The organism is Streptomyces odonnellii, assembly GCF_000981895.1.
Taxonomy (GTDB): domain Bacteria; phylum Actinomycetota; class Actinomycetes; order Streptomycetales; family Streptomycetaceae; genus Streptomyces; species Streptomyces odonnellii.
The window spans coordinates 1-24953 of sequence record NZ_LATD01000079.1; the positions used below are offsets into that span (position 1 = coordinate 1).

Below are 24953 nucleotides of genomic sequence, written 5' to 3' on the forward strand. Positions count from 1 at the left end.
CTCCCGGCCCGCCCTCGGCCTCGTACCGGGCCCGCGCCCGACCCCGCCGTCATCCTTACGGCGGACTTATGACGTCCGCCTCAGGTCGCTTGCGGGCCACTCCATACTCGGTATACATACTCAGTATGTCGATACGTCATGGGCTGCTGGCCCTCCTCGAACGTGGCCCTCGCTACGGCTCTCAGCTCCGTACGGAATTCGAGTCCCGTACCGGCGCCACCTGGCCGCTCAATGTGGGCCAGGTCTATACGACCCTCGGCCGTCTGGAGCGCGACGGCCTGGTCACGCAGGACGGGGAGGACCTCGCGGGCCATGCGCTCTACGTGATCACGGACGCCGGGCGCTCCGAGCTGAAGGCCTGGTTCCGCAGGCCCGTCGACCGCACCAGCCCGCCCCGCGACGAGCTGGCGATCAAGCTCGCCATGGCGGTGGGCGCGCCCGGCGTCGACATCCGGGAGGTCATCCAGTCACAGCGCCGCCACACCATCAAGGCGATGCAGGACTACACCCGGCTGAAGGCACAGGCCCTGGAAGCGGTCCCGGCGGACCGTCACGAGGTGGCCTGGCTGCTCGTACTGGAACAGCTCATCTTCCAGACCGAGGCGGAGGCCCGCTGGCTCGACCACTGCGAAGCCCGCCTGATCCGGCTCTCCCTGCTGCCGGAGCCGGACGGCCGGCCGGCGGACGGTCCCGTACGGAACCCCTCGGAGAGCCCCGCCGAGAGCGACCGGCCCGGTCTCGCCGACGCGCGTTCGTCCGACACGCCTCAGTCCGGCAGGTGACGGTCTCAGTCCGGCAGGTAACAGGGCCGGCATGTGATGACAGGCCGGTACCTCTCAGGCCGGTCCGCCCCGCCCGCCCTTCCTGATTCAGCACATACCTGATTCAGCACGTACCTCACACCACCCGTACGTGCCCGCACGCCCAAAAGGGATCCCTTATGCCTGAAAACGCACGATCGTCCCAGCAGCCCGTGCTGCAACTCCAGGAGCTGACCCGTGTCCACGGCAGTGGCGCCACCGAGGTCCATGCCCTGCGCGGTATCAACCTCGATGTCTTCCCCGGCGAACTGGTCGCCGTCATGGGTCCCTCGGGCTCCGGCAAGTCCACGCTGCTGACCATCGCGGGCGGTCTCGACAGCCCCAGCTCGGGCCGGGTGATCGTCGAGGGCACCGACATCACCACCGTCGACCGCAAGCAGCTCGCGGCCCTGCGCCGCCGCAGCATCGGCTACGTGTTCCAGGACTACAACCTCATCCCCGCCCTCACCGCCGCCGAGAACATCGCGCTGCCCCGGGAACTCGACGGCACCTCCGCACGCAAGGCACGCACCGAGGCCGTGGCCGCGCTGACCGAGATGGGGCTGGAGCAGCTCGCCGACCGGTTCCCCGACGAGATGTCCGGCGGCCAGCAGCAGCGCGTGGCGATAGCCCGCGCGCTCGTCGGCGACCGGCGACTCGTACTCGCGGACGAGCCGACCGGGGCGCTGGACTCCGAGACGGGCGAGTCCGTGCTCGCGCTGCTGCGCACCCGCTGCGACGCGGGCGCCGCCGGCGTTCTGGTCACCCATGAGCCGCGCTTCGCGGCCTGGGCGGACCGGGTGGTCTTCCTGCGGGACGGCGCGGTCGTCGACCAGACCATCCGCAGCCAGGCGGACTCGCTGCTCACGGGCCAGGCGGCCGAACTGTGAAGACCTGGTACCACTCCTGGCGTGCCGCGCTGCGCATAGCCCGCCGCGACGCCTGGCGCTACAAGGGCCGCAGCTTTCTGGTCCTCTCGATGATCGCGCTGCCCATCCTCGGGGTGAGTGCCTTCGATCTGACCGTGCGCAGCGCGCAACTGTCCACCGAGGAGCAGCTCGACCGTACGCTCGGCCGGGCCGACGCGGAGATCAGCGACCCCGAGCTGGGCGGGCACGCCATCTACCAGAGCCCCGTCGGCGACACCTACTCGCCGGTCGGCAACTTCGACGACGAACCCTGGCCCAGCGGACCCGGTGATGTCACCAAGGCCATTCCGGCGGGTGCCACCACCCTGAAGGACACCCTGGCCGTCGCGAAGCTGCGTACCACGCACGGGCTGCTCCAGACCGAGATCCGCGAGCTGAAGGCCGGGGACCCGATCGCCCGTGGCCTGCTGCGCCTCAACGAGGGCCGTTTCCCCGAGAAGGGCGGCGAGGTCGCGGCGACCAGCCACTTCCTGGAGGTCAGCGGGCTGCGCGTGGGCTCCGAGCTCTCCGCCCGTGGACTCGATGCCACATACCGGATCGTCGGTGCCTACGAACTGCCCGACTCGCTGGACACCAACCAGGTCAACGCGCTTCCCGGGGCGCTGCTGGCCCCGCTCGACAAGGCGCTCCAGGCCGACGGGCTGCCAGGGACCGAGCCGCGCACCACCCATCTCGTGCGCGTCCCGGGTGGTTTCACGTGGAACATGGTGCAGCAGGCCAACGCCCATGGCGTCAAAGTGGTCTCGCGCGCCGTGACCCTGCACCCGCCCGCCGACGCGGATGTGCCCCTGTACCAGCAGGAGAGCCGACGCGACTACCAGGAGGGCGGCAGCAACGCCACCGAGCTGGCCGCGGTGGGCACCATCGTCGGCCTCGCCATGCTGGAGATCTGTCTGCTGGCAGGTCCCGCCTTCGCGGTCGGCGCCCGCCGCTCGCGCCGCCAGCTCGGCCTTGTCGGTGCCAACGGCGGTGACCGGCGCCATATCCGGGCGATCGTGCTCGGCGGCGGTCTGGTGATCGGTGTCGCCTCGGCCGTGGTCGGCACGCTCCTGGGCCTGGGCCTCACCTATGCCCTGCGTCCCGTCCTCGAGGACTACATCGGCCAGCGCTTCGGCGTCTTCGACATCCGGCCCCTGGAACTCCTCGGGATCGCGCTGCTCGCCGTGCTCACCGGTCTGCTGGCGGCGATCGTCCCGGCCGTCACCGCCTCCCGGCAGACCGTTCTGGCCTCGCTCACCGGCCGCCGCGGCGTGCGCGGAAGCAGCAGGCTCCTTCCGGTGCTGGGCCTGATCGCGGTCGTCCTGGGCGCGGTGATCGCGCTGTACGGCTCGACCATGACCGATCAGTTCGCGGTCGTCGCGGGCGGCAGCGCCATCGCCGAACTGGGCGTGGTCGCGCTGACTCCGGCGCTGGTCGGGCTGTTCGGCAGGACCGGCCGCTGGCTGCCCCTCTCACCGCGGCTGGCGCTGCGGGACGCCGTACGGAACCGGGGCCGCACGGCCCCCGCGGTGGCGGCGGTGCTGGCCGCGGTCGCCGGCACGGTGGCGGTCTCCACGTACTCCGCGAGCCAGGAGGCCCAGTACCGGGCCTCGTACACACCGCAGCTCCCCCATGGCGCGGTCTCCGTCATGATCGACGAAGAGGGCGGCCGGGCTGTTCCGACCGTGCGTACGGCGGTCGAGAAGATCCTTCCGACCGACGTACGGGCCGATGTGGACCGGATCTCCGTCGGCAAGCCGAGCTGCCCGATGTACGGCAGGGAGGACGGCTGCGGAGAGTACGAAGTGGTCGTACCGGAGGCCCAGCAGTGCCCGCTCTGGTCCACGGGCGCGGAGGACCCCACGGAGAAGTTCAGCAAGGCCGAGCGGCGCAGACTCATCAAGGACTGGCGCTGCAAGGAGAACTCGGTCTACAGCTTTGTCAACGGCGGTGTGCTGGTGGGTGACGCCGCGGTGATGAAGGTCCTCGGCATCGACGATCCGGCTGCGGTGAAGGCCCTGGCGGACGGCAAGGCCGTCTCGTTCGACAAGCGCAACGTCGATACGGACGGGAAGATCGGCATCCGTCTGATCACGGACCTTGAGAAGGCCGACGAAGCCATGACCAAGGACCTGCCCGCGCCCGGCGTCGTCAAGTCGATCCCGGCCTACCAGGTCCCCGGGGACCCGAACGCGTACGGCGTCACGACGCTGCTGACCCCGGCCACGGCCAAGGCCGCGGGTCTGAGCACCGTCCCGCTCGGCGCGTACTTCACCACCAGCGCCCTGCCCAGCGACACCCAGAAGCAGAAGCTGGAGAGCGAGCTGGACAAGACCGGCAGCTCCGTGCAGCTCGACATCGAGGCCGGATACACCAGCGAGACCAGCATCGTGCTGCTGGCGCTGACGGTCTTCGCCGGGCTGGTGACCATCGGCGCGGCCGGAATCGCGACCGGGCTGGCCCAGGCCGACGCCGAGGCCGACCTCAAGACGCTCGCCGCGGTCGGTGCCCCGTCGCGGGTCCGCAGAACGCTCAGCGGATTCCAGTGCGGGGTGGTGGCGGGGATGGGCGTGCTGCTGGGTTCGGCCGCCGGGGTGCTCCCGGCGATCGGGCTCCGGCTCACGGAGCGGCGCAGCGGGCTGAACTCGTACCGCGAGGCGCTCGACGAGGGGCTGACCTCCGTCTCGCTGCCGTATGTGCCCGTCGTCATCCCGTGGGGGACGCTGGCCGCGCTGCTGATCGCCGTCCCGCTGGGCGCGGCGGTCCTCGCGGCACTGGTCACCCGCTCGCACCGGACACTGGGGCGTCGCGCGGCCACCTGACGGGGCCTGCCCGGCAGGACCGGTCCGGCCTGCCCCACAGGACCGGTCCGGCCTGCCCTGCCGGACCGGTTTCCGAGGCGGCCGACGCCCGTGCGTCGTGCCCCCGTACGGAGGTGGATCATCTCCGTACGGGGGCACACACCGTGGTGACGCACACGTGCGAGACAATGGGCCGTATGGAGATGCCGAGTAACGAACGGTCGCAGGAGAGCCCCCATGTCCTTGTGGTGGGACAGGACGGGATGGCGCTCGGCGGCGGTGGGGCCGACGAGGCGCGCGAGGTTCCCGTGACAGAGATGGTCGAACAGCCCGCCAAGGTCATGCGCATCGGCAGCATGATCAAGCAGCTTCTGGAGGAGGTGCGGGCGGCTCCTCTGGACGAGGCGAGCCGGGTGCGGCTCAAGGAGATCCACGCCGGTTCGGTGAAGGAGCTGGAGGACGGGCTCGCCCCCGAGCTGGTGGAGGAGCTGGAGCGGCTCTCGCTGCCCTTCACGGACGAGGCGATTCCCTCCGAGGCGGAACTGCGCATCGCGCAGGCGCAGTTGGTGGGCTGGCTGGAGGGCCTCTTCCACGGCATCCAGACCGCGCTGTTCGCCCAGCAGATGGCGGCCAGGGCCCAGCTCGAACAGATGCGCCGCGCGCTGCCGCCGGGCTCGGTCCAGGACGACGAGGGCGAGCCGGGCCACGGCGCGATCCGCTCGGGACCGTATCTGTAGTACGGCGACTGCGGGCTGTAGTACGGCGGCCCGCGGGCTGGGGCGGGCGTTCGGGCCTTATCGGTGGTCGGCGGCTGCGGGCCGGCGGGCGTTCGGGCCGTATCCGTATTCGGCGGCTGTCGGCCGGCGGGCGTTCGGGCCGGGCCCGGGGTTCGGTCGGCTTACGGTCCGGCCGCGGCCCGGTTTCGCACGAGCCGCAGCCCGGTTTCGTACGAGATGCGGCCCCGTTGTGCGAGATGTGTGCGGGCGGGTGCCGGTTCGTCCGGCCGCTTCGTGGCCCGTTGCGACGGGCCAGGGGGCGGGCCCCCGGCCCGTCGCGGTCCGGTCAGCCCACTGCCGACGTGAGCAGCAGCACCTTGCCGATATGCGTGCCGGCCTCCAGCGCGCGATGCCCCTCCGCCGCCTCAGCCAGCGGCAGCGACTGATCCACCACGGGCCGGACATCGCCGTTCTCGATCAGTGGCCAGACATGTTCCCGTACCGCTGCGACGATCGCCGCCTTCTCCGACTGCGGGCGCGCGCGCAGCGAGGTCGCCGTGATGGCACCGCGCTTCTGCAGCAGAGCACCCAGATTGAGTTCGCCCTTCACCCCGCCCTGAAGGCCGATCACCGCGATCCTGCCGTTCACGGCCAGCGCTTTCACATTCCGTTCCAGATACTTGGCGCCGACGATGTCGAGGATGACATCCGCCCCCGCGCCGCCCGTGGCACCGCGGATCTCTGCCACGAAGTCCTGCTCGCGGTAGTCGATCAGAATGTCCGCGCCCAGCTCGGCGCAGCGCTCCAGCTTCGCGGGACTGCCCGCCGTGACCGCGACCTTCGCGCCCACCGCCTTGGCGAGCTGGATGGCCATGGTGCCGATACCGCTCGCACCGCCGTGCACCAGCAGGGTCTCACCGGGGCGCAGGTGGGCGATCATGAAGACGTTGGACCAGATCGTGCAGATGACCTCGGGGAGCGCCGCGGCCGTCGCCAGATCCAGCCCTTTCGGTACGGGAAGAAGCTGACCGGCGGGTACGGCGACCTTCTCGGCGTACCCCCCGCCCACCAACAGCGCGCACACCTCGTCGCCGACGGCCCAGCCCGCGACCCCCGCGCCCAGCGCGATGATCCGCCCGGAGCACTCCAGGCCGGGGTACGGGGAGGAGCCGGGCGGGGGATCGTAGAAGCCCTGCCGTTGCAGAAGATCGGCGCGGTTGACCGCGCTCGCCACGACCTCAACGAGGACCTCGCCCTCGCCGGGTACGGGATCGGGCACCTCGGCCCATACAAGCGCCTCGGGGCCACCGGGTTCCGGAATCGTGATCGCATGCATGGCGCGAGGCTACCCCCCGGCGCCGGTGCGGCGGCTGCTCCACCGATGTTCCGGCTAGGGCATAGGTGCTACGACGAGTTGGAGCCGTCCTGTGCGGCGGGACTCTGGGCACGGACGATGGTGATCAGACGGTCGGTCAACTGGAGCGGGCTCGCGGCCGGATCGTCGTACCCCAGCAGCCGATGTCCGCGCAGCACGCTCACCACCAGATCGTCCGTCTCCCTTACGCTGCGGCCCACTTCGGCCTTTATGACGGGGCGTTCGATGAGGTCCAGGCCGCTGCCCTGCTGGATCAGGTCTTCCATCACCGTACCGGCGCTGGGGCTGAGCACGGAGAGACCGAGCAACCGGCCGGCGGCGCTGGCGCTGGTGATGACCGCGTCGGCGCCCGACTGGCGCAGCAGCGGCGCGTTCTCCTCCTCGCGCACGGCGGCAACGATCTTCGCCGCCCGGTTGAGCTGGCGTGCCGTCAGCGCGACCAGGACCGCCGTGTCATCGCGCTGAGTGGCGATGACTATCTGGCGGGCGCGCTGAAGCTCCGCGCGCAGCAGCACATCGCTGCGGGTCGCATCGCCGACGATCCCGACGAACCCTTCCGCGTTGGCCGCCTCGATCACCTTGTTCGACGGGTCGACAATGACTATCTGGTCCTTCTTGAGACCGGTGGCACAGAGGGTCTGGACCGCCGACCGTCCCTTGGTGCCATAGCCGACGATGATGGTGTGGTCGCGCACGTTGGACCTCCAGCGGTTCTGCCGCCACTCCTCCCGGGTGCGCTCCGTGAGGACCTCAAGAGTGGTGCCGACCAGGATGATGAGAAAGACCACCCGCAGCGGGGTCACCAGCAGCACATTCACAAGCCGTGCGCTGTCGCTGTACGGGACGATGTCGCCGTAACCCGTGGTGGAGAGGGTCACGGTGGCGTAGTAGACGGCATCGAGGAAGTCGACGGAGTCATCGGCGTTGTCGTGGTAGCCCTCGTTGTCGATGTAGACGAGAAACACCGTCAGGGCCAGCACAAACAGGGCCATCAGCAGGCGTCGGCTGACCTGGCGCAGCGGGCGTACAGCCCTGCGGCGCGGAAGCTTCACCCGGGAGGTCACCAGATACTCGTCGGCGTGCCGCGCCATAGCGTCATGGCCAGGAAGTTTCACGTGAAACACCCTGTTTCACGTGAAACACCCTCCAGTGGACCATCGGCCGAGGCCGTCCATGGCAGGTCAAGCACTTCCAGTTCCTCACCGGGCCGCGCACCGCTGGGCGGTACGACGGCCAGTCCATCGGCGGCAGCGATACCACGGAGCATGGCCGGACCGTTGAAATGAAGCGGTACGAGCCCCTCGTCGCGGTGGACAACGGGCACCAGACGCGTGTCGTACGGATGGCCATGCACCGCCTCGCGAAGCGGCACCCGGTACGGAACGCGGGGCGAGCGTCCCGCCAGTGTGCGCAGCAGGGGTTCGGCGAGTGTCAGCAGTCCGGAGACCGCGGCAAGCGGATTGCCGGGTAGCCCCACGAGATGGTGTCCCGGCGCCAGCCGCGCCAGCAGCATGGGGTGGCCAGGGCGCACGGCAACGCCGTCCACCAGCAGTTCGGCACCGGCCTTCCGGAGCACCGGGTGGACATGGTCGACCGGACCCGCGGCGGTACCGCCAGTGGTGATGACAAGGTCGGCTTCGGAACCGGTGATCGCACGGTGCAGCGCGTCGGCATCGTCGCCGATCCGGCGGGTGGCGAGGACCTCCGCGCCGAGCGCACGGAGCCAGGGCCCGAGCATGGGGCCCAGGGCGTCACGGATCAGCCCGTCATGGGGCAGGCCCTCGGTGAGCAGCTCATCACCGAGGACCAGTACCTCGACGCGGGGCTGGGGGACGGTGAGAAGTCCGTCGTATCCGGCCGCCGCCGCAAGGCCGAGGACTGCCGGGGTCACCAGGGAACCGGCGGGCAGCAGCCGGTCGCCGGAGCGGCACTCCTGGCCGCGCGGCCTGATGTCCTGACCGGGCGCGACCTCGCGCTCGGCATGGAGACGGCCGCCGCTGTCGGTCCGGGCGTGTTCGCTGCGGATCACGGCGGTCACATCGGGCGGGATCCGGGCGCCGGTGGCGATCCGTACCGCCGAACCGTCGGGGAGCGGCGCGGCCACCGCCTGCCCGGCAAGGATGCCACTGTCGCCGGTGCCGTCCCCGGCGCTGGGCCTGGTGCTGTCCCCGGCCTCGGAGGAGTTGCCGGGCGCGCTCAGTATGGTCCAGGGGCCGGGCCCTGAGACCGCCCAGCCGTCCATGGCGGAGGTGTCGAAGGACGGCAGATCGGTCAGCGCGGTCAAGGCCTCGGCGAGCGCCCGCCCCAACGCCCGGTCGAGCGGCACGGATTCGGCCCGCGGAGCCGGGTCGCCCCCGGCACTCCGTCCCGCCCGCTCGGCGATGGCGCGGGCTTCTTCCCACGCCCGGGCACGGTGCCGCCCGCCTGCGGTATGCGCGCCGGAAGCGGCGCTTCGGCCCGCGACACCCGCAGCAGGCGTCCCGGCGCCGACGGCGGTGGCAGGTGAGCCGTGCCCTTCGGCTTCCCCGCCCGGTTCCATGCTGCCGCCCCGGTTCGCGCCTGGCGCCGAGGTGCCAGGGCCGGCACCGCGCTGCCGGTCCGCCGCCCGGCCCGGGTCCAGGACGTCGCCGCCGTCCGCGCCGCCGCTCCGGCCCGTCCCCCGACCCGAGTCCGGGCCGTCGCCGTCCTGGCCGGCACCCGGGTCCACGCCGCCGACCCCATCAGGGCCGGACACCGAAGCTCCGGGACCAGCACCGTGCCTGTCTACGCCCGGCTTTCCTCCGCCCCGGCCATGGCCCCGGTCCGGGCTGTCGGCACCCGGCTGGGCGTTCGACCCGGGCGGCTTCCTGCCGACCAAGGCCAGCGCTTCCTCGATCTCCTCGGACTCCCGGTCCCGGGGCGTCATCCCGCGTCGTCGCCCTTCGTCTCCTCCGCCCAGCGGGCGGCGAGCGCCACTGCCCTGCGGGACGCCTCGGCGACGGCTTCGGGGCCGTCTCCGCCGGCCCTGCCCGCCGCGTAGCCGACCAGGAAGGTCGTCAGCGGCGCGGCGGGCCGGGCGACGCCGTGCGCGGCATCCCGGGCGAGGTCGAGCAGGACGCGGATGTCGACATCGAGCTCGATGCCGAGTTCGTCCTTGACAGCGGTGATCCATTCATCCAGCACAGTTCCATGCTCCCTGATCCGGGCCCGGGCCGTGGAGATGTCTTCCCAGGTGTCGCAGTCGAAGGAGGCAAGGGGGTCGTCATCGATCCGGGCCAGTTCGAGTTCGTCCGGCAGCAGGCGCAGCGGAAGCCCGCGCAGATTGCCGTACTCCGTTGCCAGAAGGGCGAGTTCACGGCGCAGCGGCTCCGCGCGGTACGCGGCGACCAGCGGCTGGTCGCGCCCGTCCGCGTCCGTCAGGAGCACCGCCTCCTGCCCGCCGGCCTCCAGTGCCCCGACCAGCCGCCGCACCGTCGGCTTCCCCAGGAACGGCAGATCCGCGGAGAGTACGAGCACGGTGTCGGCCTCCACGCACCGCACCCCCGCGTCGAGCGCGGCCAGGGGCCCGCCGCCGGGCGGCTCCTCGCGCGCCCAGCGCACCGGTCGCGCCGTGGGCCGTCGATCGCCCACGACGACGGTCCTGCCGGCCTCGTCACAGGCGGCCAGCACCCGGTCGAGCAGCGCTCTGCCCCCGACCCGTACCCCTGGCTTGTCGGCGCCGCCGAGCCGTTTGGCGGCACCTCCGGCGAGCACGATGGCGTCATAGGCGGTCATGGCTGAAGTATGAGCCGCGATCACCCATTCGAAGCGCCCGGCGTTGTCCCCGGGCCGAACTTCCCGGGAATGTCGGCGCTTTCTGTGCCCTTCGTTCGGAATATCCCGCTACAGCGTGCGCAGCAGCATCGCCGGCTGTTCGACGCAGTCCGCCACATAGCGCAGGAAGCCCCCCGCCGTACCGCCGTCGCAGACCCGGTGGTCGAAGGTGAGCGAGAGCTGCACCACCTGACGTACGGCCAGCTCGCCCTGGTGGACCCAGGGCTTGGGTACGATCCGGCCGACCCCGAGCATCGCGGCCTCCGGGTGGTTGATGATCGGCGTGGAACCGTCGACGCCGAACACCCCGTAGTTGTTGAGCGTGAAGGTCCCGCCGGTCAGGTCGCCCGGTGTGAGCGTGCCGGACCGGCCCGCCTCCGTCAGCCGCGCGAACTCCGCGCTCAGTGATTCGGCGGAGCGGGTGTGCGCGTCCCGTACGACCGGGACGACCAGCCCGCGATCGGTCTGCGCGGCGAAACCGAGATGCACGGCGGGCAGGCGCACAATCTCCCTGGCCGCCGTGTCCACGGTGGAGTTCAGCTCCGGATAACGGGCCAGGGCCGCCGTACAGATCCGGGCCAGCAGGGCGAGCAGGGAGATCTTCTGGCCCCCGGCCGCGTTCATCGCCGTACGCCCGGCCATCAGCTCCGTGGCGTCCGCGTCGACCCAGCAGGTCGCGTCCGGGATCTCGTGCCGACTGCGGCTGAGCTTGTCCGCGACCGCGCCCCGCACACCGCGGAGCGGCACCCGGACGGCCCCTTCCCGCGTGGCCGCCGCCGGAGAAGGCGCGGTCACCGCGGCGCGCGTCGCGGCCGTCGCGGGCTCCGGCCGCACGGCACCGTGCCGGACCGCCTGCTCGACATCGGACCGCAGGATCAGCCCGTCCCGCCCCGAGCCGGTCAGCGCACGCAGATCGACACCGTGCTCACGGGCCAGTCGGCGCACCAGCGGGGAGACCACCGGGACCGGCCCCATCGCACCGTTGAGCGGACCCGCGCCGGGCGCGGTAGGAATACGGGGAGCGGCGGAAGGGGCGGTTCGCACGGGACGGACCCGGCGACGTCGCGCCACCGGCGCACCCGTTCCGTACCCGACCAGCACATTGCCGGATGTCTCACCGGCGGACGGGCCCGCCGGGCCGGAACCCGGCCGGGCGGCGGACCGCGCGGCCGAATCGGCGACGGGCCCGGCAGGCGGCTCAGCGGCGGCGGGCCCGGCAGCGGACACCGAAGGCCGCTCGCCGGCCGGGGCCGGCACCTCCCCCGGCTCCGACGCCCCCACCGCCACCGTCAGCAGCGGAGCCCCGACCGGCAGCTCCGTGCCCTCGTCGCCGTAGCGCGCCGTGACCACGCCCCCATAGGGGCACGGCACCTCCACCATCGCCTTGGCCGTCTCCACCTCGACCACCGGCTGGTCGATGGCGACCACATCGCCCACCGACACCAGCCAGCGGACGATCTCCGCCTCGGTCAGCCCCTCACCGAGGTCCGGCAGTCTGAATTCCAGCACCTGGGCCATCAGCTCTCCGCCTCCCACTGGAGCCGTGCGACCGCGTCCAGCACCCGGTCCACTCCCGGAAGATGGTGCCTCTCCAGCATCGGCGGTGGATACGGAATATCGAATCCCGCCACCCGCAGCACCGGAGCCTCCAGATGGTGGAAGCAGCGCTCGGTCACCCGGGCGGCGATCTCCCCGCCGGGGCCGCCGAAACCGGTGGACTCATGGACGACCACGGCGCGCCCGGTGCGCCGTACGGAATCGGCCACCGTGGCATCGTCGAACGGCACCAGGGAGCGCAGATCGACCACTTCCAGGTCCCAGCCCTCGGCCCGGGCCGCCTCCGCCGCCTCCAGACAGACCGGCAGGGACGGCCCGTAGGTGATGAGGGTGGCGCTGTTGCCCCGGCGCCGGACGACGGCCCGGCCGATCGGCTCGACAGGCGCCGGATCGTCGGGCGACCAGGACGCCTTGGACCAGTAGAGCCGCTTCGGCTCCAGGAAGACGACCGGATCGTCGGAGGCGATCGCGGCCCTCAGCAGGCCGTACGCGTCGTCGACCGTGGCGGGCGTGACGACATGGAGGCCGGGCGTCGCCATGTAATACGCCTCGGACGAGTCGCTGTGGTGCTCGACCCCGCCGATCCCGCCGCCGTACGGCACCCGCACGGTGATGGGCAGCGGCATCGCACCGCGCGTACGGTTCCGCATCTTCGCCACATGGCTGATGAGCTGCTCGAACGACGGATAGGCGAAGGCGTCGAACTGCATCTCGACCACCGGCCGCAGTCCGTACATCGCCATTCCGACCGCCGTCCCCAGGATGCCCGCCTCGGCGAGCGGGGTGTCCGTACAGCGGTCGTCCCCGAACTCCGCGGCGAGCCCGTCGGTGATCCGGAAGACTCCGCCGAGGGTTCCGACGTCCTCTCCGAGGACATGGACGGACGGGTCCTCGGCCATGGCGTCGCGCAGCGCGCGCTGGAGCGCCTGGGCCATGGTGGCGGGCTTCACCGCGACCGTGGTCATCGCACCTCACCCGGTCCTTCCCCGGCCGCCGCGGCCAGTTCGGCGCGGAGCTGCTCCGCCTGCTCGCGGAGCTGCGAGGTCTGGTCCGCGTAGACATGGGTGAAGAGATCCATGGGGTCGAGCACCGGCTCCGCGTTCATCCGGTCCCGCAGCCGCGCGGCCATGGTCTCGGCGGCCTCCGCGGCCTCCCGGACACCGTCCTCGTCGAGGATCCCCCGCTCCGTCAGCTCATGCTCCAGCAGCCGGATCGGGTCGTGCGCGCGCCAGGTCTCGACCTCGCCGCCGGAGCGGTAGCGGGTCGCGTCGTCCGCGTTCGTATGAGCCTCGATGCGGTACGTCACGGCCTCGATCAGCGTCGGACCCTCACCCCGCACCGCGCGGGTGAAAGCGTCGCGCAGCACCGTGTACACCGCCAGCGCGTCATTGCCGTCCACCAGCCGGCCGGGCATGCCGTACCCGACGGCCTTGTGGGCGAGGGAGGGCGCGGCGGTCTGCTTGGCGAGCGGCACGGAGATCGCGAAGCCGTTGTTCTGTACGAGGAAGACGACCGGGGCCTGCCACACGGCGGCGAAGTTCAGCGCCTCGTGGAAGTCGCCCTCGCTGGTGCCGCCATCGCCGACCATGGCCAGCGCCACCACGTCGTCCCCCTTCAGCCGCGCGGCGTGGGCCAGGCCGACGGCGTGCGGAAGCTGGGTGGCGAGCGGGGTGGACAGCGGCGCGATCCGGTGTTCGTACGGGTCGTAACCGGTGTGCCAGTCGCCGCGCAGCAGCGTCAGGGCCTGGACCGGGTCGAGGCCGCGCGCCACGGCGGCGAGGGTGTCGCGATAGCTGGGGAAGAGCCAGTCCTGCTCGCGCAGGACCAGGGCGGCAGCGACCTCGCAGGCCTCCTGGCCGGTGCTCGACGGATAGACCGCGAGCCTGCCCTGCTTGGTGAGGGCCGTCGCCTGCGCGTTGTACCTACGGCCGCGGACCAGCTCGCCGTACAGCCGCAGCAGCAGCCCGGGGTCGGCGGCGGCCACGGCGTCCGTGCCCAGCGCGCGGTACGGCGCGGGGTCGGGGAGCAGCGGTGCGGGGTCGGTACGCGGCTGCCACGCCGGGGGCGGGACGGGCCGGTCGGCCGCGGCACCGGGCAGCTCCTGGACCGACGTACTGCTCTTCTTCACGCGTGCACCTCCTCGTGGGAGCGGACGGACGACGGGGTGCCGGGTGTGGCACGCCTCACCTACCGATTGTTCGGTCGTTCAGGCATTTTGGCTACAGGCGGCTCCAGCCTGTGGACAAACGGTTCTCCACAGCTTGGGATGACCACAGGCCGTCCATCGCGGAGAGGCGGGGGGACATGGGAGCTGAACAAATGGCCGAGGACACGGACCGGAGCGACGAGACGCCCGGGCGCGGCGTACCGGGGGGCGGCCGGACCGGCGGCACCGCGGAGCGGACCCCCGTACCCGACCGAGCCCCCGTACCCGAACGGACTTCCGTACCCGAGCGGACCTCCGCACCGGAGCGGACCCCTCCGCCGGACCGGATCCCGCCACCGCGCCCGCTCGACGCCATCGACCAGGACATCCTCCGGATCCTGCAGACGGACGGCCGGGCCTCCATACGGTCCGTCGCCGAGCGTGTCCATGTCTCGCGCGCCAACGCGTACGCCCGGATCAACCGGCTCATCGACGACGGCGTGATCCGCGGCTTCAGCGCCAGGATCGACCATGAACGCGCGGGTCAGGGCGCGTCCGCGTACATCACCCTGAAGATCGTGCAGAACTCCTGGCGCACTGTGCGCGAGCAGCTCGAAGAGCTGCCGGGGGCGGCCCACATCGCACTGGTCAGCGGCGACTTCGACGTACTGCTGCTGGTGCACGCGCCGGACAACCGGTCACTGCGCGAACTGGTCCTGACCAGGCTCCAGTCCATCCCCGAGGTGCTCTCCACCCGCACGCTGCTGGTCTTCGAGGAAACGGACCTGGGGTCCGGGACGACCGCCGGTCCGACGCTCTAGAAAGACCCGACCCAAAGAGACCCTTCCGAAAGAGACCCGTCCGGAAGTGCCCCGTCCGGAAGTGCCCCGTCCAGGAGGGCTCGTTCAGGACAGGCCTTCGGAGCCCTCGCGTTCGGTGCGCAGCCCGGCGAAAGCCATCCGTACGACCGCTTCCGCCACCTCTTCGCGGCTGTACCCGCCCGCCGCGTGCGGCCGGTACCACTCCACCAGGGAGTTGACCATCCCGAAGAGCAGCCGGGTCGCCAGCCGAGTGTCCATGTCGGCCCGCAGATCCCCGTCGGCCGCCGCCGCCTTGAGCAGATCCGCGACCCGGTGGTCGAACTCCCGGCGCCGCTCCATGGCCCAGCGCTCGGTCTGGGTGTTGCCCCTGACCCGCAGCAGCAGCGTCACATAGGGCAGCTCGGCCATCAGCACCTCGACCGTACGGCGGGTCACGTGCTCGACGCGCTCGACGGCCCGTCCACGGGTCGCGCCGTCCTCGTCGAGGATCCCGAAGAGCCCGTCCAAGGCGCGGCTGACGGCCCTGCGCAGCAGCTCCTCCTTGCCGACCACATGGTGGTATATCGAGGATTTGGAGATCCCGGCGGCCTTGGAGAGATGCTCCATGGAGGTGCCGTCGTAGCCGCGCTCATTGAAGACCTGGACCGCGACGGTCAGCAGGGTCTCGGGCGTATAGGTGTCGCGTTTGGCGGTGCTCATACCCCATCCTCCTCCCCGTGCCCACCCTGCTCGTCCCGCTCGCCCCGCTCTTCTCGCTGTTCCTGCGCCAGGGCCAGCCGGCGCAGCGCCTGGGAGGGGGCGTATCGGCCGGTGGGGTACTCCTCGTGCAGGGCCTCCAGCGCGTACAGCACCCATCGCGCGCCCAGCTCCTTGCCCCAGTCGAGAGGGCCGCGCGGGTAGTTGACGCCCAGTCGCATCGCGGTGTCGATGTCCTCGGGGGTGGCCACCGCGCGGGCCGCCGCGTCGAGCGCGAAGTCCACGAGCATCGCCACCGTACGGGTGACGATCATGCCGGGGATGTCGGCGATCACGCTGACGTCCTTGCCCAGGGCCTGGAACAGCCCGATGGCCTCGTTCAGGGCCGCCTCGTCGACCCCGGCGGCCGGTGCCAGGGCGATCCGGGTCGCCGTACGGTAGTCCAGCGCGAGATCGAAGTGGATGACGGGCATGTCGGCGTCGTCGGCGGCCGAACCGTCCGACAGGAAGAGCCGCGTGCCGTCGGACAGCTCGATCCAGCCCGGATGGCCAGGAACGGCGTCTTCTTTGAAGAGGACCCCGATTCCCGCCTCTTCGATCAGGCCGGGCAGCGAGTCCGCGGCGAAGAGCTCGCCCTGGACGGTGACGGACGAGGGAGCCGGCGCGGGTCCGGCCGTCCGTGCCTCCACGGACGGCGCGTCCTCGCCGTACGGGAACCATCCCCGGCCCGACTTGCGGCCCAGCCGCCCCGACTCCACGAGCCTGCGCTGCGCGAGGGACGGTGTGAACCGCACATCCTGGAAGTTGGACTCCCATACGGACCGGGTGACGGCCTCATTGACGTCCTGACCGATCAGATCGGTCAGCTCGAAGGGGCCCATCGGGAAGCCACCGCTCCCGCGCAGCACCGCGTCGATGGTGGCCGGATCGGCGGCGCCCTCCTCGTACACCCGGAAGGCCTCGGCGTAGTACGGACGGGCGATGCGGTTGACGACGAAGCCGGGGGTGTCGGCACAGCGCACCGGCGTCTTGCCCCAGGCGCGCGCCGTATCGAACGCGGTCAGCGCCACCTCCTCGTCCGTCGCGAAGCCGCTGACGACCTCCACGAGCGGCAGAAGGGGCGCGGGATTGAAGAAGTGCAGTCCGACCAGGCGGCCGGGGACACGCAGCGCGCCCGCGACGGCAGTGACCGAGAGGGAGGAGGTGTTGGTGGCGAGCAGGCAGTCGTCGGAGACAAGGTCCTCCAGGGCCGCGAACAGTTCGCGCTTGACGGGGAGCTGCTCCAGTACGGCCTCCACGACCAGCGCGGAGTCGGCCAGCTCGGCGAGTTCCGCGGCCGGGCGGAGTCGGGCCACCGCGGCATCGCGCGTCGCCGCGTCGAGCCGGCCCTTCTCGACCAGCCGGCCGAGCCGTCCCGCGAGGGCGGTGGCGGCCTGCTCCGCGCGGCCCGGCACGGCGTCGTAGAGCCGTACGGGATGTCCGGCGACCAGCGCCACCTGGGCTATTCCCTGGCCCATCGTTCCGGTGCCGACGACCGCGACGACACGGCCGGACTCAATCGCTGTCATGGGAGCAATCCTTCCGTATGAGCGGGCACCGACGGGGCCATGAGTTCTCCCCGGGGTGAGTTGTCCACAGGTTCGCCGGGCCCCCTTGTCCCGACCGATCGTTCGGTTACTCTAACCCTGTCCGTCAGCACATGTCCCCGTCTCAGCCCGACCGAGGAGTGGGTCCGTCATGGCCGCCCAGCTCAGCCCCCAGCAGCTCTCAGAAAAGCACCGGCCCACACTCGACCGGGCCCTTGAGGCGATCCGCAGCCGCGCCTACTGGTCGCCCCACCCCGAACATCCCAAGGCGTACGGCGAGAGCGCGCCGGCCGAGGGTCTGGCCGCCTTCCAGGCCCTGCGCGGCACCCGCTTCGAGCTGGACCAGCCGGGCACGGACGGCTGGACGGGCGGCGAGATCTCGCCGTACGGCCCGGCGCTGGAGATCGAGTATCCGCACGCGGACGTGGATGTCCTGCTGCCCGCGATGCGCGCGGGCATGGGCGCCTGGCGCGACGCCGGGCCCGAGACCCGCGCCCTGGTCTGTCTGGAGATCCTCGCGCGGATCAGCGCCCGCACGCACGAGTTCGCGCACGCGGTGATGCACACCAGCGGGCAGGCGTTCATGATGGCGTTCCAGGCGGGCGGGCCGCATGCCCAGGACCGCGGCCTGGAGGCGGTGGCGTACGCGTACGCGGAGCAGACGCGCACCCCGGCCGCCGCCGACTGGTCCAAGCCGCAGGGCAAGCGCGACCCCCTGGAGCTGCGGAAGACCTTCACCGCCGCCCCGCGCGGCATCTCGCTGCTGATCGGCTGCAACACGTTCCCGACGTGGAACGGCTATCCGGGCCTGTTCGCCTCCCTGGCCACCGGCAACCCCGTCCTGGTCAAGCCCCACCCGCGCGCGGTGCTGCCCCTGGCGCTGACCGTGCGAGTCGCTCGCGAGGTGCTCGCCGAGGCCGGCTTCGACCCGAATCTGGTGGCGCTGGCCGTGGAGCGGCCGGGTGAGGGCATCGCCAAGCCGCTGGCCACGCGCCCGGAGATCCGGATCATCGACTACACCGGTTCGACCGCCTTCGGCGACTGGCTGGAGACCCACGCCCGCCAGGCGCAGGTCTACACGGAGAAGGCCGGGGTCAACACGATCGTCATCGACTCCACCGACGACTACAAGGGGATGCTGTCCAATCTGGCCTTCTCGCTGTCGCTCTACAGCGGCCAGATGTGCACCACCCCGCAGAATCTGCTGATCCCCCGGGACGGCATCACGACGGACGCGGGCGAGAAGTCGTACGACGAGGTGGTGGCCGATCTCGCGGCCTCGGTGAGCGGGCTGCTGGGTGACGACGCCCGTGCCGCCGGGCTGCTGGGCGCGCTGGTCAACCCGGATGTGAAGGCCCGGCTGGAGGCCGCCGCCGCACTGGGCGATGTCGCGCTCCCCTCGCGCGAGATCAGCAATCCGGACTTCCCGGACGCCGTGGTCCGTACGCCCGCGATCGTCAAGGCCGACGGCTCCCGCAAGTCCTGGGAGAAGGCGGGGGAGAGCGGGGCCGAGGGCGCCGCGGAGGTCCCGTATCTCACCGAGTGCTTCGGCCCGGTGTCGTTCGCGGTCGCCATGGACTCCACGGACGACTCGGTGGAGCTGCTGCGCCGCACGATCCGCGACCGGGGCGCGATGACGGTCGGCGCGTACACGACCTCGCCGGAGACGGAGCGCGCGATCGAGGAGGTCTGTCTGGAGGAGTCCGCGCAGCTCTCGCTGAATCTCACGGGAGGCGTGTTCGTCAACCAGACGGCGGCCTTCTCGGACTTCCATGGTTCCGGCGGCAATCCCGCGGCGAACGCGGCGCTGTGCGACTCGGCGTTCGTGGCCAACCGCTTCCGGATGGTGGAGGTCAGGCGCCAGGCATAGGGCGGCGCTCCGGGACCGCCCGCTGGTCAGGGTGCGGGCGGCCCTGGGGCATCGCCGGCGGCGGTGTCCGGGATGACGGCGTGCCGCTGGATCCAGGCGTGCATGGCGATCGCCGCGGCGGCTCCGGCGTTGATCGAGCGGGTCGAGCCGAACTGCGCGATCGAGCACACCATCGCGGCGTGCTCACGGGCCTCCTCGGTCAGACCGGGCCCCTCCTGCCCGAAGAGCAGCACACAGCGGCGCGGCAGCTCGGTCCGCTCCAGCGGTACGGACCCCGGCAGATTGTCGATCCCGATGACCGGCAGCCCTTCCGCCGCCGCCCACGCGATCAGCCCGGCGGCGTCGGAGTGGTGGCGCACATGCTGGTACCGGTCGGTGACCATCGCACCGCGCCGGTTCCAGCGCCGCCGCCCGACGATATGGATCTCCTTCGCGAGGAACGCGTTGGCGGTGCGGACCACCGACCCGATGTTGAAGTCGTGCGTCCAGTTCTCCACCGCCACATGGAAGTCATGGCGCCGGGTGTCGAGATCGGCGACAACGGCCTCGCGCGTCCAGTACCGGTAGCGGTCGACGACATTGCGCCGGTCCCCGGCCGCCAGCAGCTCCGGGTCGTACCGCTCGCCGCGCGGCCAGGGGCCGGGGTGCGGCCCGACGCCGACCTCCGGGCCGAAGCCCTCGTCGTACTGGACGGGTTCCAGGTCCTCCGGGGCCGGCCCGCGGACCTCCGCCGTTGTCTCGCTGCTCACCCGACGAGAGTACGGCTCTGCTCCGGACTGTCGCTCCGCTGCTCGGGCAGGGACACGCTGGGCCGGGAGAACAGCCGGTTCCCCAGACCCGAGACCCGGCCGCCCAGCCACCGCAGGAAGGGCGTCGGCAGGAACACCGCGTCGGCGGCGATCATCGCGAGCGAGAAGAAGGGCAGTCCGAGCACCACCGCGATGGCGGCGTGCTCCAGCATCATGCAGGCCAGCAGTACGTTCTTGACGCGCCGGTTGAGGAGCGTGAAGGGGAACGCGACCTGCACCATGACCGTGCCGTAGGTCACCAGCATCACGATGACACCGCTGGCCGCGAGCAGGGAGGAAAGCTCCGGCCAGGGGCTGAAGTAGTCCAGTTTGAGCGGATAGTAGAGGGCGGTTCCGTCCTGCCAGCGCGAACCCTGGATCTTGTACCAGCCCGCCGTGGCGTACACCAGACAGACCTCGGCCATGATCACCACAAGTGCGGCATTGTGGAGGAGGTTGGCGAGGACATCCAGCAGCGCGCGCGGCTCACCGTCCGGCGCGTAGTGGTTCGCCGCCCACCACAAGGCCTGACCGATCCAGACGCCCCAGAAGACGATCACCAGCCACAGATCGGCGTGGATCCGGTCCGTCGCCGAGCCGATGACCAGGAACACCCCGAGACAGCTCCACAGCACCGGCCCGATCCGGTCCCGCCGGGCGCCGTCCGCGCCGGGCGCCGCCCGCCTGGCGTCCAGCGACCAGACCTGGCCGCAGCGTGTCAGCACGAGATAGATCGCCATGAGATGGATGACGTTGTCCCCGCCGTCGCCCATGAAGATGCTGCGGTTCTGGAGCGACAGCACGCCGAACATGAAGAGCACGGACATCGTCCGGGTTCGCCAGCCGATCATCAGCAGCGCGCTGGACAGCACAGCGACGGCGTAGACGATCTCGAACCACACCCCGCTGTCCGACCACATCAGACCGGTGAAGGCGCCGTTCTTCGCGATGAGCTGCTGGGCCATGTCCCAGCTCCACGGGCCGTCAGGTCCGTACAGCTCGCGCCGGTGGGGCAGTTCGCGCAGCAGGAACAGCAGCCAGGCGCCGGCGAAGCCGATCCGGACGACGGCGCTCTGGTACGGGCCGAGGGCGGCTGCGGTGACGCGCTGGACGGCACGGACGGCCGGCCCGGCCACCAGCAGCGGCCTCCCCGCAGCCCGCGGGCCCGGCCGCAGGCCCGGCCGGCCGGTCGGCTGCTGGCCGGTGGACTGCTGGCCGGCCGGCTGCTGATCGATCGGCTGCTGATCGGGCTGACCTGCCGGCCGCTCGTGCTGCCGGTCATCGGGTTGGTCACCGGACCCTCTTGGCTGATCCGTCGGCTGGTCGGTCGGGTGCGCGCTCACTGTTCCGCCTCCGTACGGCCGTTCCGTACGCCCTCGGGAAGGTCCGCGGCGCTCACCGTCCACCAGGGATAGAGCCGATAGGACGGACGCGTATCGGTCTTCTCGGTGCTCCAGGGGGGCGCCGCGACCGTGGTGGCGGCGGACCTGAGCTGAATGCGTTCCACGGGACCGCCCAGACGGTAGACCTCGAGGCGCAGCATCACGATGCGGCGGACATAGCTCTCGGAGAGCTGCCCGCGCAGGCCGTTGGGGCGGTTGTCGTTGTCGTGCGAGCCGGTGAAGAAGTCCCAGGCGCGGCGCAGTTCGTTCTGGTCGACATGGCTGGGAAGGAGATTGCCGCGGATCGCCGCGCCGTCCTCGGCGGAGAGATCGATCCAGCCGGTGGTCGTCCGGGAGCCGTCGGGCTTCGCCACCTCGGCGCGCACCTGGACAGCGATGTTCTGCTGGAGCGGATTCGGCGCGAAGAGCTTCCAGTTCTGTTCGAACTCGGGGTAGACCCACTCGTCGACGGCCTTGCCGTGCTGCTTGGTGATCGTGTTGGACGGGGCGGCATGCAGAAAGACCATGGCCAGATGCGTGCAGGCCAGCAGCCCGAGGACCGCGAGCGCCGCGGCGGCCACCACTTGGCCGGGAAGGGACAGGCCGGCTATCCCGGCGCCGGGTGGGGGCCCGGCCTTCACACCCTTGTCGTCGTACGAATCCATCCCGCCCCGATCCCCGCCCGCGCCCGCTCAGTCGTCCAGAGGGTTGACACCCTACGGGCCGAGTCCAGGACCTGGGTCCGGAGTCCGGAACCGGGACCGGCGAGGTCTAAGAGCACAAGTCTCAGAGCACGAACGGCGCGGTGCCGTTGTCCGTGACCATCGGCCGCCCCGCGCCGTCCCAGGCGAGCATGCCGCCGTCCACATTGACCGCGTCCAGGCCTTGCTGCACCAGATACTGGGTGACCTGTGCGGAGCGCCCGCCGACCCGGCACATCACATAGGCCTTCCGGCCCCCGGCCACCGCCTCGGTCACCTCGCCGAAGCGGGCCACGAAGTCGCTCATCGGCACATGCAGCGCGCCCTCGACATGACCGGCCGCCCACTCGTCGTCCTCCCGGACGTCCAGCACCAGTCCGTCGGACGGGACCGCCGCGACATCGACCGAGGGCAGCGGGGCGAAGTTCATGAGCTGTGCCTTCTCTCGTACAGGCCGGGACCAGGAGCAGGACCGGGGCAGGGACCGCGGCCGGGTGTGCGGAACAAACCCGGCCAGGTGTGCGGGACTCCGGAAAACCTACTCCACCAGCCCGGCCAGTTCCGTCTCACGTCCGGCGACCTCGGCGAGCAACTGCTCGGCGATCTCCTCCAGCAGCCGGTCCGGGTCGTCGGGCGCCATCCTGAGCATCGCTCCGATCGCGCTCTCCTCCAGCTCCTTGGCGACCAGCGTCAGCATCTCCTTGCGCTGCGACAGCCACTCCAGCCGGGCGTAGAGCTCCTCGCTCTCGCTCAGGGCCGGCGCCTTCAGTACGGGCCCCGCGGCCCACTCCGCGGCCAGCTCCTCCAGCAGCGGCTCGTCCCCCCGCCCATAAGCCGCGTTCACGCGGCTGAGGAACTCCTCACGTCTGGCCCGCTCCGCGTCGTCCCGTGCCAGGTCCGGGTGGGCCTTGCGCACCAGCTCGCGGTAGATCTTGCGCGCCTCGTCGCTCGGCCGGACCCGCTTGGGCGGACGTACGGGCTGCTCGGTCAGCATCGCCGCCGCCTCCGGCGAGAGGCCGTCGGAATCGAGCCAGTCGTGGAACAGCTCCTCGACCCCCGGCATCGGCTGCACCATCGCGCGGGCCTCCCGCGCCTTGCGCAGGTCATCGGGGTCGCCGCTCCTGGCCGCGCGGGCCTCGGCGATCAGCGCGTCCAGCTCGTCCAGTCGCGCGTACATCGGGCCGAGCCGCTGGTGGTGCAGCCGGGAGAAGTTCTCCACCTCGATCCGGAAGGTCTCCAGCGCGATCTCGAACTCGATCAGTGCCTGCTCGGCAACGCGCACGGCCCGCTCCAGCCGCGCTTCGGGCCGGGCCGCCCCGGCGGTCTCGCCGACGCCCTCCGCCGTACCTGCCGAGCCCTCCGCCGTACCCGCCGAGTCGTCCGCGCCGACCGCCCCGTCCGTCGTGTCCGCCGCGCCGGGCCCGCCCTGCGGGGCCTCCGCCGCATCGCTCACGCCCGCCGCCACCGTGGATTCCGTCGCATCCGGCACGTCTCGTACATCCCGTTCGTCGTCGTTACGGATCGTCGGCTCCCCAGGGGCGTCCTGCATCACCCGTCCAGCGTACGGGGCGAGGAGCGGCGGCCTCCGCTCCGCTCCCGGCCGTCACACACCCAGCTCGGCAGCTATCCGCCCATTCCGCACGGCCGCCACCAGCTCGGCGTGGTCCGCCTCCGTGCGGTCCGCGTACGCCATGGCGAAGCCCGCCACAGCCGTGTCCAGCTCGTCGTTCTTACCGCAGTAGCCGACTATCAGCCGGGGGTCCACGCTGTGCGCGTGGGCCCGGGCCAGCAGCGCTCCGGTCATTCTTCCGTAGTCGTCGATCTGGTCGGCCGGCAGTGCCGCGGGGTCGACGCTCCCCTTCCGGTTCCTGAACTGCCGCACCTGGAAGGGTCTGCCCCGCACGGTCGTCCACCCCAGCAGGCTGTCGCTCACCACCTGCATCCGCTTCTGTCCCAGCACCACCCGCCGCCCCTCGTGCACCACCGCGGGCGCCTCGAATCCGGCGGCCGGCAGATGGGGCAGCAGGGCCGAGGGCCGTGCCTCCTTCACCTGGAGCACCAGCGGCTCGCCCCGGTGGTCGAGCAGCAGCACCACATACGACCGGGTCCCGACGCTGCCGGTGCCGACCACCCGGAACGCCACGTCGTGGATCGCGTACCGCGCGAGCAGCGGCAGCCGGTCCTCGGGGAGCGTGCCGAGATACTCCTCCAGCGAGGCGGCCACCGCCGCGGCCTCCTCGTCCGGCACCCGCCGCAGCACGGGCGGCGCGTCCACGAAGCGCCGCTGGACGTCCGCGCCGGTGGCCCCGCTCGCGTCCAACACCGCCTCGGTCGACCTGGCCGCGAACCGCGCGCTGGTGTTGTTCCGCGCCTTCCCCGCGACCCGCTCCAGAGTGCCGGCCAGATCACGCGCGTCCGCGTGCGAGACCAGTTCCTCGTCCGCGATCGCGTTCCACGCGTCGAGGACGGGGAGCTTGGCCAGCAGACGCATCGTGCGCCGGTAGGCGCCCACCGTGTCGTACGCCCCGCGCCGGCAGGTGTCCTCGTCCGCGCCCGCCTCCCGGCCGGCCAGCACCAGCGAGGTGGCGAGCCGCTTGACGTCCCACTCCCAGGGGCCCGTCACGGTCTCGTCGAAGTCGTTGAGATCGATGACGAGCCGACCGCGCGCGTCCCCGTACAGACCGAAGTTCGCCGCGTGCGCGTCGCCGCATATCTGCGCGGCGGCGCCGGTGACCGGAGTGCCCACCAGGTCATGGGCCATCAGTCCGGCCGCGCCGCGCAGAAAGGCGAAGGGACTGGCGGCCATCCGCCCGACCCGCAGCGGAGCCAGCTCGGGCACCCGGCCGCGGCTGGACTCTTCGACGGCCCGAACGGCGCCGGGCCGCCCCGCCGCGAACACGACGGAGTCGTGCGAGGACCTCGGCACCCGGGCCCGCAGCGCCTTGCCCAGCTCCTTGGGCGTCCGCGCCGCCGGTCCCACCCGAGCCCCGCCGACCCGAGCCCCGTGCGCCCCG

The 24953-nt window shown here is 71.5% G+C and carries 21 protein-coding genes; 6 read left to right on the forward strand and 15 right to left on the reverse strand.

Going from position 1 to position 24953, the window contains the following annotated elements:
* Nucleotides 1-125: 125 nt before the first annotated feature.
* The 4 genes from WH07_RS09530 (at nt 126) to WH07_RS09545 (ending at nt 5246) form a co-directional block, all read left to right on the forward strand.
* A complete protein-coding gene (locus WH07_RS09530) occupies nt 126-782 on the forward strand; it encodes a PadR family transcriptional regulator (RefSeq protein WP_046497857.1) in 657 nt (218 codons plus the stop codon).
* Nucleotides 783-940: 158 nt separating this feature from the next.
* Nucleotides 941-1690 carry an ABC transporter ATP-binding protein gene (locus tag WH07_RS09535; protein ID WP_046497860.1) on the forward strand — a complete coding sequence of 250 codons (750 nt, stop codon included), beginning with the start codon at nt 941-943 and terminating at the stop codon, nt 1688-1690.
* Nucleotides 1687-4530, forward strand: a complete 2844-nt coding sequence (locus tag WH07_RS09540; RefSeq protein ID WP_046497862.1) for an ABC transporter permease — start codon at nt 1687-1689, stop codon at nt 4528-4530. The genes WH07_RS09535 and WH07_RS09540 overlap by 4 nt, the downstream gene beginning before the upstream one ends.
* Nucleotides 4531-4706: 176 nt before the next feature.
* Nucleotides 4707-5246 (forward strand): bacterial proteasome activator family protein, encoded by a 540-nt coding sequence (locus tag WH07_RS09545; RefSeq protein WP_079023102.1) that lies wholly within the window; start codon nt 4707-4709, stop codon nt 5244-5246.
* Between the two features lie 325 nt (nt 5247-5571).
* Here WH07_RS09545 and WH07_RS09550 read toward each other — a convergent pair whose 3' ends face one another.
* From WH07_RS09550 to pdhA, 7 genes are all read right to left on the reverse strand, one after another.
* Nucleotides 5572-6561, reverse strand: a complete 990-nt coding sequence (locus WH07_RS09550) for an NAD(P)H-quinone oxidoreductase (protein WP_046497870.1) — start codon at nt 6559-6561, stop codon at nt 5572-5574.
* 68 nt (nt 6562-6629) lie between these two features.
* Nucleotides 6630-7691, reverse strand: coding sequence for a potassium channel family protein (locus tag WH07_RS09555; protein ID WP_046497872.1), 1062 nt, complete (start codon nt 7689-7691; stop codon nt 6630-6632).
* 20 nt (nt 7692-7711) lie between these two features.
* A complete protein-coding gene (locus WH07_RS09560) occupies nt 7712-9139 on the reverse strand; it encodes a molybdopterin molybdotransferase MoeA (RefSeq protein WP_106409539.1) in 1428 nt (475 codons plus the stop codon).
* A gap of 362 nt (nt 9140-9501) precedes the next feature.
* The gene (locus WH07_RS09565) at nt 9502-10353 is read right to left on the reverse strand and encodes an NTP transferase domain-containing protein (RefSeq protein WP_046497875.1); all 852 of its coding nucleotides are present in this window, start codon (nt 10351-10353) and stop codon (nt 9502-9504) included.
* Between the two features lie 108 nt (nt 10354-10461).
* Nucleotides 10462-11910, reverse strand: coding sequence for a dihydrolipoamide acetyltransferase family protein (locus WH07_RS09570; RefSeq protein WP_046497877.1), 1449 nt, complete (start codon nt 11908-11910; stop codon nt 10462-10464).
* Complete coding sequence (locus tag WH07_RS09575) at nt 11910-12914, reverse strand: alpha-ketoacid dehydrogenase subunit beta (RefSeq protein ID WP_046497880.1); 1005 nt, start codon at nt 12912-12914, stop codon at nt 11910-11912. The genes WH07_RS09570 and WH07_RS09575 overlap by 1 nt, the downstream gene beginning before the upstream one ends.
* Nucleotides 12911-14077: a pyruvate dehydrogenase (acetyl-transferring) E1 component subunit alpha gene (gene pdhA, locus WH07_RS09580; RefSeq protein ID WP_046497882.1), complete on the reverse strand. Its 1167-nt coding sequence runs from the start codon at nt 14075-14077 to the stop codon at nt 12911-12913. Before pdhA ends, WH07_RS09575 begins: the two co-directional genes overlap by 4 nt.
* 176 nt (nt 14078-14253) lie before the next feature.
* On the opposite strand from pdhA, the gene WH07_RS09585 reads away from it, so the two are divergent.
* A complete protein-coding gene (locus WH07_RS09585) occupies nt 14254-14916 on the forward strand; it encodes an Lrp/AsnC family transcriptional regulator (protein WP_079023100.1) in 663 nt (220 codons plus the stop codon).
* A gap of 84 nt (nt 14917-15000) precedes the next feature.
* Here the strand turns inward: WH07_RS09585 and WH07_RS09590 are convergent, their stop codons facing one another.
* Nucleotides 15001-15615: a TetR/AcrR family transcriptional regulator gene (locus tag WH07_RS09590; RefSeq protein ID WP_046497885.1), complete on the reverse strand. Its 615-nt coding sequence runs from the start codon at nt 15613-15615 to the stop codon at nt 15001-15003.
* A complete protein-coding gene (locus tag WH07_RS09595) occupies nt 15612-17180 on the reverse strand; it encodes a 3-hydroxyacyl-CoA dehydrogenase (RefSeq protein WP_046497888.1) in 1569 nt (522 codons plus the stop codon). The genes WH07_RS09590 and WH07_RS09595 overlap by 4 nt, the downstream gene beginning before the upstream one ends.
* A 169-nt stretch (nt 17181-17349) precedes the next feature.
* Here WH07_RS09595 and paaN point away from each other — a divergent pair, with 169 nt between their 5' ends.
* Complete coding sequence (paaN, locus tag WH07_RS09600) at nt 17350-19068, forward strand: phenylacetic acid degradation protein PaaN (protein WP_046497891.1); 1719 nt, start codon at nt 17350-17352, stop codon at nt 19066-19068.
* 26 nt (nt 19069-19094) lie between these two features.
* On the opposite strand, the gene WH07_RS09605 is transcribed toward paaN, so the two are convergent.
* From WH07_RS09605 to WH07_RS09630, 6 genes are all read right to left on the reverse strand, one after another.
* Nucleotides 19095-19817: a TrmH family RNA methyltransferase gene (locus WH07_RS09605; protein WP_046497893.1), complete on the reverse strand. Its 723-nt coding sequence runs from the start codon at nt 19815-19817 to the stop codon at nt 19095-19097.
* On the reverse strand, nt 19814-21031 hold the full coding sequence (locus WH07_RS09610; RefSeq protein WP_232788796.1) for an HTTM domain-containing protein: 1218 nt from the start codon (nt 21029-21031) through the stop codon (nt 19814-19816). The genes WH07_RS09605 and WH07_RS09610 overlap by 4 nt, the downstream gene beginning before the upstream one ends.
* 164 nt (nt 21032-21195) lie before the next feature.
* Complete coding sequence (locus WH07_RS09615; protein WP_046497895.1) at nt 21196-21903, reverse strand: DUF5819 family protein; 708 nt, start codon at nt 21901-21903, stop codon at nt 21196-21198.
* A 121-nt stretch (nt 21904-22024) separates the two neighbouring features.
* The gene (locus tag WH07_RS09620; RefSeq protein ID WP_046497898.1) at nt 22025-22369 is read right to left on the reverse strand and encodes a rhodanese-like domain-containing protein; all 345 of its coding nucleotides are present in this window, start codon (nt 22367-22369) and stop codon (nt 22025-22027) included.
* Nucleotides 22370-22477: 108 nt separating this feature from the next.
* A complete protein-coding gene (locus WH07_RS09625) occupies nt 22478-23491 on the reverse strand; it encodes a J domain-containing protein (protein ID WP_079023101.1) in 1014 nt (337 codons plus the stop codon).
* A 51-nt stretch (nt 23492-23542) separates the two neighbouring features.
* A complete protein-coding gene (locus WH07_RS09630; RefSeq protein ID WP_063775745.1) occupies nt 23543-24919 on the reverse strand; it encodes a DUF2252 domain-containing protein in 1377 nt (458 codons plus the stop codon).
* Nucleotides 24920-24953: the final 34 nt, after the last annotated feature.

Bases quoted from the DNA above. Each gene is read 5' to 3' on its own strand.
- WH07_RS09530 (WP_046497857.1), top strand. From the start codon at position 126: ATGTCGATACGTCATGGGCTGCTGGCCCTCCTCGAACGTGGCCCTCGC.
- WH07_RS09535 (WP_046497860.1), top strand. From the start codon at position 941: ATGCCTGAAAACGCACGATCGTCCCAGCAGCCCGTGCTGCAACTCCAG.
- WH07_RS09545 (WP_079023102.1), top strand. From the start codon at position 4,707: ATGGAGATGCCGAGTAACGAACGGTCGCAGGAGAGCCCCCATGTCCTT.
- WH07_RS09550 (WP_046497870.1), bottom strand. From the start codon at position 6,561: ATGCATGCGATCACGATTCCGGAACCCGGTGGCCCCGAGGCGCTTGTA.
- WH07_RS09555 (WP_046497872.1), bottom strand. From the start codon at position 7,691: ATGGCGCGGCACGCCGACGAGTATCTGGTGACCTCCCGGGTGAAGCTT.
- WH07_RS09560 (WP_106409539.1), bottom strand. From the start codon at position 9,139: ATGGAACCGGGCGGGGAAGCCGAAGGGCACGGCTCACCTGCCACCGCC.
- WH07_RS09565 (WP_046497875.1), bottom strand. From the start codon at position 10,353: ATGACCGCCTATGACGCCATCGTGCTCGCCGGAGGTGCCGCCAAACGG.
- WH07_RS09570 (WP_046497877.1), bottom strand. From the start codon at position 11,910: ATGGCCCAGGTGCTGGAATTCAGACTGCCGGACCTCGGTGAGGGGCTG.
- WH07_RS09575 (WP_046497880.1), bottom strand. From the start codon at position 12,914: ATGACCACGGTCGCGGTGAAGCCCGCCACCATGGCCCAGGCGCTCCAG.
- WH07_RS09585 (WP_079023100.1), top strand. From the start codon at position 14,254: ATGGGAGCTGAACAAATGGCCGAGGACACGGACCGGAGCGACGAGACG.
- WH07_RS09590 (WP_046497885.1), bottom strand. From the start codon at position 15,615: ATGAGCACCGCCAAACGCGACACCTATACGCCCGAGACCCTGCTGACC.
- WH07_RS09595 (WP_046497888.1), bottom strand. From the start codon at position 17,180: ATGACAGCGATTGAGTCCGGCCGTGTCGTCGCGGTCGTCGGCACCGGA.
- paaN (WP_046497891.1), top strand. From the start codon at position 17,350: ATGGCCGCCCAGCTCAGCCCCCAGCAGCTCTCAGAAAAGCACCGGCCC.
- WH07_RS09615 (WP_046497895.1), bottom strand. From the start codon at position 21,903: ATGGATTCGTACGACGACAAGGGTGTGAAGGCCGGGCCCCCACCCGGC.
- WH07_RS09620 (WP_046497898.1), bottom strand. From the start codon at position 22,369: ATGAACTTCGCCCCGCTGCCCTCGGTCGATGTCGCGGCGGTCCCGTCC.